Genomic DNA, 6,337 nt, shown 5'->3' with positions numbered 1-6,337 from the left:
GGCACGGGGGCCGTGGCCGGCGGTGCGGCCAGGCGGCGCGCCACCTTCAGCGCGGGCGCATCGCCCTGCACGGCTTGGGCGGACGCTGCCCCGGCGCCGAACAGCACCGACACCGACAGCAGCGCGCACACGCCCGACTGCATGGATTTCTTCTTCGTTCTCATGATCTGGACTCCTGCCTTTGTGCCTATCGCTCGCGAAACGCTTCGCGTGCCTTGAGCACCGGCTTCAGCAGGTAGCTCAGAACTGATTTCTCGCCCGTGCGGATCTCGACCGTCGCGGTCATGCCGGGAATGATGGGGAACTCCTTGTCGCCCGCGCTCAATGACGCCTTGTCCGTGCGCACCAGCAGCCGGTAGTACGACGTGTCGCCGCGCGCGCCCTGGCGCGCCTTCTCGTCGTCGCGCAGCGTGTCGGGGCTCAGGTGCTCCACGGTGCCGGTGAGGCCGCCGTAGATGCCGTAGTCGTAGGCCGAGATCTTCACCGTGGCCGGCAGCATCGGGCGAATGAACGCCACGTCCGACGGCTTGATCTTGGCTTCGATCAGCAGCTGGTCTTCCAGCGGCACGATCTCCATGATGTCCGCGCCCTGCTGGATCACGCCGCCGATGGTGTTGGCGCGGATGTTCTTCACGGTGCCCTTCACGGGCGCCTTGATGGTCGTGCGCTTGACCACGTCTTCGCGCGCGCCCATGTTCTCCTTGGCCTGCGCCAGCTCGCCCTCGAAGCGCGTCAGCTCGGCGTTGGCCTCGGCGCGGTACTTGTTCTGGCGCTCGGCGATCTGCAGGCGGAACTCGTTGGACTGGCGCTTCATGCGCAGGATTTCCACTTCCGACATCAGGCCGCGCGCCGACAGCGGCTCCGACAGCGAGATCTCGCGCTCGGCCAGCTGCAGGCTGCGGTTCAGCGCGCCCACGCTTTCGTTCAGCGTCTGGCGGCGTGCGTTGTAGGCCTGCGTCTCGTCGCGCACGATCGAGTCCACACCCTGCACGTCCGCGGGAAACACCAGCGGCTGCGCATAGGCCTCGGCGCGCAGCCGGGCAATCGCGCCCTTGAGCGCCTGCACCTTCGACAGCCCTTCGCGGTACGAGGCACCGGCGCGCGTGGCGTCGATCTCGAGCAGGATCTGCCCGCGCTCGACCACGTCGCCTTCGTGCACGTTCATCTCTTCGAGGATGCCGCCTTCCAGGCTTTGAATGATCTGTTCGCGGCTGGCCGGAATCACGCGGCCTTCGCCCTGCGTGATCTCTTCCACCTTCGCAAAGTGCGCCCACACCGCGCCGACCACGAGGATCGCGGCGATCAGGTACAGCACCAGCAGGCTGCCCGGCGTCTTCTGCACCAGCATCGCCTCGCGCAGGTCCTTCACGAAAGGAGAGTCTTCGTGGCGCGCGTGGCCGGTCGGGCCCGCGATCTTCGCGGGCAGCTTCGCCGCGGGGGCGGTCACCGGCATCGGCAGCGCCTTGCCGGCGTCAAGGCCTGCGGTGGTTTCGTTCGTGTTCATGGCATCGTTTCCTTGGCGGGGCGCGCGCTCACGCGGGCATCGCTTGTTCATTCGGTTCATTGCTGGCCGCGCCGCGCAACCGCGCCAGCACCGTGTCCTTGGGTCCGTCCAGGAACACCTTGCCGTCGCCGTCCATCACGACGATGCGGTCGACCAGGTCGAGCACCGACAGCCGGTGCGTGGCCACCACCAGGGTCTGGCCCTGGGTGACATGCGCCATGCGGCGCAGGAATTCGTGTTCGGTCTGCAGGTCCATCGAGCTCGTGGGCTCGTCCATCAGCAGGATGCGCGGGCGCAGCAGCAGGCAGCGCGCGAGCGCCACCAGCTGGCGCTGCCCGCCCGACAGGCCGTGGCCGCCTTCGCCGATCGGCATGTCGTAGCCGCGCGGATGGCGCGCCGCGATCGCGTCGATGCCGGTGATGCGCGCCACGTGCAGAAACGCTTCCGTGGTCGCCGCCGGGTAGCCGATGGTCACGTTGTCGCGCAGCGTGCCGTGGAACAGGCGCGCGTCCTGGCTCAGCAGGCCCACGGCGGCGCGCACGTCGGCCGGGTCGATCTGGCCCACGTCGATGCCGTCGAGCAGCACCTGCCCGGCACCGGGCTGGTACATCGCGGCCATCACGCGCAGCAGCGTCGACTTGCCGCAACCGATGTTGCCCAGGATGGCAATGCGTTCGCCCGCCTTGATCGTCAGGCTCACGTCCTGCAGCACCGGCGGTGCCGGCTGCATGGGCGGCGCGGGGTAGGCGAAGTTGATCTTCTTGAGCGTCACGTCGCCCTTGAACACCGGCTTGGCCAGGTAGCGGCGCTCGGCCACGCGGTCGGCCGGCTTGGCCATCACCTGGTTGAGCGAGGTCAGCGCCGTCTTGGCCTGCTGGTAGCGCACCGCCAGGCCCACCACCGCCGCCAGCGGCGAGGTCGAGCGCCCGGCCAGGATCACCGTGCCGAACAGCGCGCCCATCGTGAACTCGCCGGCATGAATGAGGTACACGCCCCACACCACCAGAATGACGGTCTGCACCTGCTGGATCAGCGTGACCAGATTCACCGCCATGCTCGAGAGCTTGCGCGACTTCATCGAGCTCGTGGCGGCCAGTGCGCTGAAGGTTTCCCACTTCTGCTGCATCACGCCCTCGCCGCGCGCGGCCTTGAGCGACTCGATGCCTTCGATCGATTCGATGAGCAGGCCCTGCTTGAGCGAGCCCTCGCGCAGGTTCTCCTGCATCACCTTGGCCAGCGGCCACTGGATGGCCACGCTGATCAGAATGATGAGCGGAATCGACAGCAGCGGCACCAGCGCCAGCGGCCCGCCGATCATGAAGATGATGCCCACGAACAGCAGGCAGAACGGCAGGTCCGACAGCGTCGAAATGGTGGCCGAGGTCACGAAGTCGCGCACCGACTCGAACTCGCGCAGCTGGTTGGCCGCCGAGCCCGACGACTGCGGCTTGTGCTCCATGCGCGTGGCCAGCAGCTTGCGGAACAGCATCGAACCCAGGATCAGGTCGGCCTTCTTGCCGGCCATGTCGACCAGGTGCGAACGCACGTGGCGCGCGCTGAACTCGAACACCATCGCAAACACCACGCCGATGGCCAGCGACCACAGCGTCACGTAGGCCTGGTTGGGCACCACGCGGTCGTACACGTTCATCGTGAAGAAGGTGCTCGCCAGCGTGAGGATGTTGATCAGCAGCGCCGCCAGCGCGGCGCTCGCGTAGTAGCGCCGGTAACGCCACAGCGTGGAAAAAAGCCAGTGGCCCTCCGACTCTTCAGCCTCGGGGCCCGCGCGGTCGTCCAGCTGCGCATGCGGCTTGGACAGCAGCGCATGGCCGCCGTACAGCGCGTTCATCTCGGTGGCGTTGAGCGTCATCGTGCCCGTGCCGGCTTCCGGCAGGATCACGTCGTACAGGGCCTTGTCGCCCTGGCCCTTGCGGCCGGTGATCACGCAGGCGCCGCCTTCCTTGCGCAGCGCCACCACCGGGAACAGGTACGACAGCAGGTCGCCTACGTCGCGCTTGACCCAGCCCGCGCCGATGCCCGCCTGCTCCAGGATGCGCACCGCCAGCGTGGGCGACAGCCGCACGTCGCGCGGCAGCCCGGCCTGCAGCGCGGCCTCGCTCAGCGTGCGGCCGTGGTGCGCGCACAGCCAGTGCACGGCGCGCAGCAAGGTGTCGCGCTCTTCCGCCACCATGTCCGTCGAGGGGGGTGCTTTGCCAGGTGCGTCCTGCGCGATCACTGCAGCCATGTCGTTGTTCCTTTTTCGCTCGTTGTGATGCATGCGGCATTGCGGCAAGGCCGCGATGCCGGGGTGGTGTGCCTTGAAACCTCAGGGCAACACCCGTCCCCGCCCCCCTGGGGCATCGGACCTGCATGGCACTGAAATGGAATTCGCAGGAGTCCCCTCATGCGCCGTTGCAGCGGCTGGGGATCTCGAAGCCGGTAGCCGGCGGCACGCGCCGTTCCCATGCCAAGGACTTTACAAATGAGCCCCTGAACAATCCATCGGACTCGTCCGAAATTGCGGCCCCTGCACGCCCGAAAGGGCGTGGTCCCTGCCGTTGCGCGGCAAAGTTCCACACCCTGCGAACCGCGCGGCCGGGGGGCCGTCGGCGGGGTCGGTCGGCTTACTTCACGCCTTGCACCACCACCTCGACGCGGCGGTTCGGTGCGTTGCATGCAATGCGCGCGTCGCGCGAACGGCCGGGCGCGCACGACACCACCGTCTCGCGGCTGCCCATGCCTTCGGCCGCGATGCGGTCGGCCGGCAGGCCTTCGTCGGCCAGCACGCGGCTCACCGTCTGCGCACGCAGCTCCGACAGGCGCAGGTTCTCGGGCGCCGTGCCGATCGGGTCCGCATGGCCGCGCACCGCGATGCGCGTCACGCCGTCCAGCGAGTTCGCGCGGATCTGCGTCGCCACTTCGGCCAGCGCCGTGCGGCCCTTGGCGGTCATCGCGGCGAGGTCGGCGCGGCCGAACGCGAACAGCGTGTCCGTGTTGAGCGTGTAGCGGGCCTTCTCGACCGGCGGCGCCTGCACCACCGCGTCGCGGCAGGGCTGCACGGCGACGGCCCGGCTGATCACGTGGCGCTGCTCGCGCGCGCCCGACAGCATGCGCTCGGCATCGGCGCGGCGGTAAGGCACCGGCGCGCCCGAACCGTCCTGCTCCGACACGGCCACGAACACCGTCTTGCCGGCTTCGAGCTCGGCGCGCGTGCGTGGGTTCGACTTGCCTTCGTAGGTCGGCGCATCACCGATGTAGGCCTCGACCGAGTGGTTGCCCGGGCGCACGCACAGGCGCGTGAAGCTGTTGGGCAGCAGCGCGGCGTGGAACTCGCCGTCGATGTACACGTGCGCCGCGCCCGGGCGGCTGCCCGATGCCGACGTGCCCGCGCTGCGAAAGAAGATCACCTGCGCCTGGTCGGGCGCCGCAGCGGGCACCGCGCGGTAGGCCGCCCCCGAACGGGCGGCGGCCGGCTGCTTCTGGGGTTGCTGTTGGGGCTGTGGCTGCTGCTGCGCCCCGGCCGCGGTGGCGGCCAGCAGGCCCAGTGCCACGAGTGCGGCCGCGCGAACGCTGTGGCCGGAAAAAATCGAAGAGGACAAGGAAGAAGAAGACGACGTCATGAATGGCTCCCGATGCCCCGGGCAGGGGCATCCATCAAACAGTGAATGAGGAAAAGAAAACGAAGGAAGAAAAAGGGAAGAAGGCCGCGGCGGGCCGGCCGGCAGCACGCGACGGCCATGAGCCGTCGCGCGTGCCGGTCAACCCGCCGACCCACCCGCCAGCCGATCAAATCGGCTGGCGGGCTGGCCTGCAGGCTTAGAGGATCGTCACGTGGACCTTGTCCTCGACCAGCAGCTCGGCCGTGCCGGCGAGGTTGGTGTAGACGCTGTACGTCACACCGCCCACCGTGGCATTGCTGCCCTGCATCCAGCCGTCGCCGCCGTCGTGGCCGCCGAGCAGGTCGACTTCGCCGTTGGCGCCGTTGACCAGCATCTGCACCTTGCCGTCGGCCGTGACCATGTCACGCGCACCGCCGGCCAGCACGTCGCTCGTGCTCAGCGCCAGCGTGTTACCGCCTGCGCCCAGGTCGAACTTCTCGAAGCCCTGCACCTTCGCCAGGCCGAGGGCCGACAGGTCGATGTGCATCGCCTTGCCGTCCATCACCAGCGTGTCGATGCCCAGGCCGCCGTCGAGGCGTTCGAAGTCGCCGCTGTGGATGCGCACCGCGTCGTTGCCCGCGCCGCCATGCACCACGTCCGCCGTACCGACGTTCGTGAAGGTGTCGTTGCCGGCGCCGCCTTCGAGTCGATCGGCGAAGCCGAGCCTGGCGATGATCGCGTCGTCGCTTTCGGTGTAGGCGTGGGTCACGTCACTCAGCACATAGGCGCTGTCGCCCGATCCGGTGTCCACGTCGTCGATCGCCGTGTCCAGGACCGCGTTGAACGCGCCCATGGCCCCGCGCTCGTCCGACACATTGCCCACCGGATCGATGATGACGGCCTTGGCGTCGAGGTTGGCGGTGGCGCCGCCGCCGATCTGGAAGTTGTCCATGTAGATGCCGACGCCCGGCCCCATGGCTTCCAAGGCGACGTGGCCGATCAGTTTGCCGACGGGCGCGCTGACCGCAACGTTCTTGTAGTCCATGACGTCCGACCCCGACCCGTCGTTCAGCGTGACGGTTTCGAGCACGTTGCCTGCCGTGTCATAGACCGTCATCTTGAACGCGTCATTCAGGCCGAAGGCCAGATCGAAGGCGAAAGAATCCGTTCCCTTCGCCACCGCGAAGTCGAGGAACGGCCCTTGCACGGACAGGGCATCGGCGATGAGTATGTT

4 protein-coding genes and 1 pseudogene are annotated in these 6,337 nt (G+C 68.3%); 1 reads left to right on the top strand and 4 read right to left on the bottom strand.

The features are described 5' to 3' along the window. Positions 1-187: 187 nt before the first annotated feature. The 3 genes from AAG801_RS39480 to AAG801_RS39470 all read right to left on the bottom strand — a co-directional run bounded on the left by AAG801_RS39480 (position 188) and on the right by AAG801_RS39470 (position 5,124). Complete coding sequence (locus AAG801_RS39480) at positions 188-1,504, bottom strand: HlyD family type I secretion periplasmic adaptor subunit (RefSeq protein WP_341893334.1); 1,317 nt, start codon at positions 1,502-1,504, stop codon at positions 188-190. Positions 1,505-1,532: 28 nt separating this feature from the next. Then, positions 1,533-3,749, bottom strand: coding sequence for a type I secretion system permease/ATPase (locus tag AAG801_RS39475; protein ID WP_341893333.1), 2,217 nt, complete (start codon positions 3,747-3,749; stop codon positions 1,533-1,535). Between the two features lie 379 nt (positions 3,750-4,128). Then, positions 4,129-5,124 carry an OmpA family protein gene (locus AAG801_RS39470; RefSeq protein WP_341893332.1) on the bottom strand — a complete coding sequence of 332 codons (996 nt, stop codon included), beginning with the start codon at positions 5,122-5,124 and terminating at the stop codon, positions 4,129-4,131. A 2-nt stretch (positions 5,125-5,126) separates the two neighbouring features. Here AAG801_RS39470 and AAG801_RS39465 point away from each other — a divergent pair, with 2 nt between their 5' ends. Then, complete coding sequence (locus AAG801_RS39465; RefSeq protein WP_341893331.1) at positions 5,127-5,324, top strand: hypothetical protein; 198 nt, start codon at positions 5,127-5,129, stop codon at positions 5,322-5,324. On the opposite strand, the pseudogene AAG801_RS39460 reads toward AAG801_RS39465, so the two are convergent. After that, positions 5,321-6,337: pseudogene (locus tag AAG801_RS39460) on the bottom strand (hypothetical protein); the annotation flags it as partial. The gene AAG801_RS39465 and the pseudogene AAG801_RS39460 sit on opposite strands and share 4 nt — an antisense overlap.

The organism is Variovorax sp. YR752 (assembly GCF_943372545.1).
Note: the sequence above shows the minus strand (reverse complement) of the source record. Positions and strands in the feature narration are given on the sequence as shown.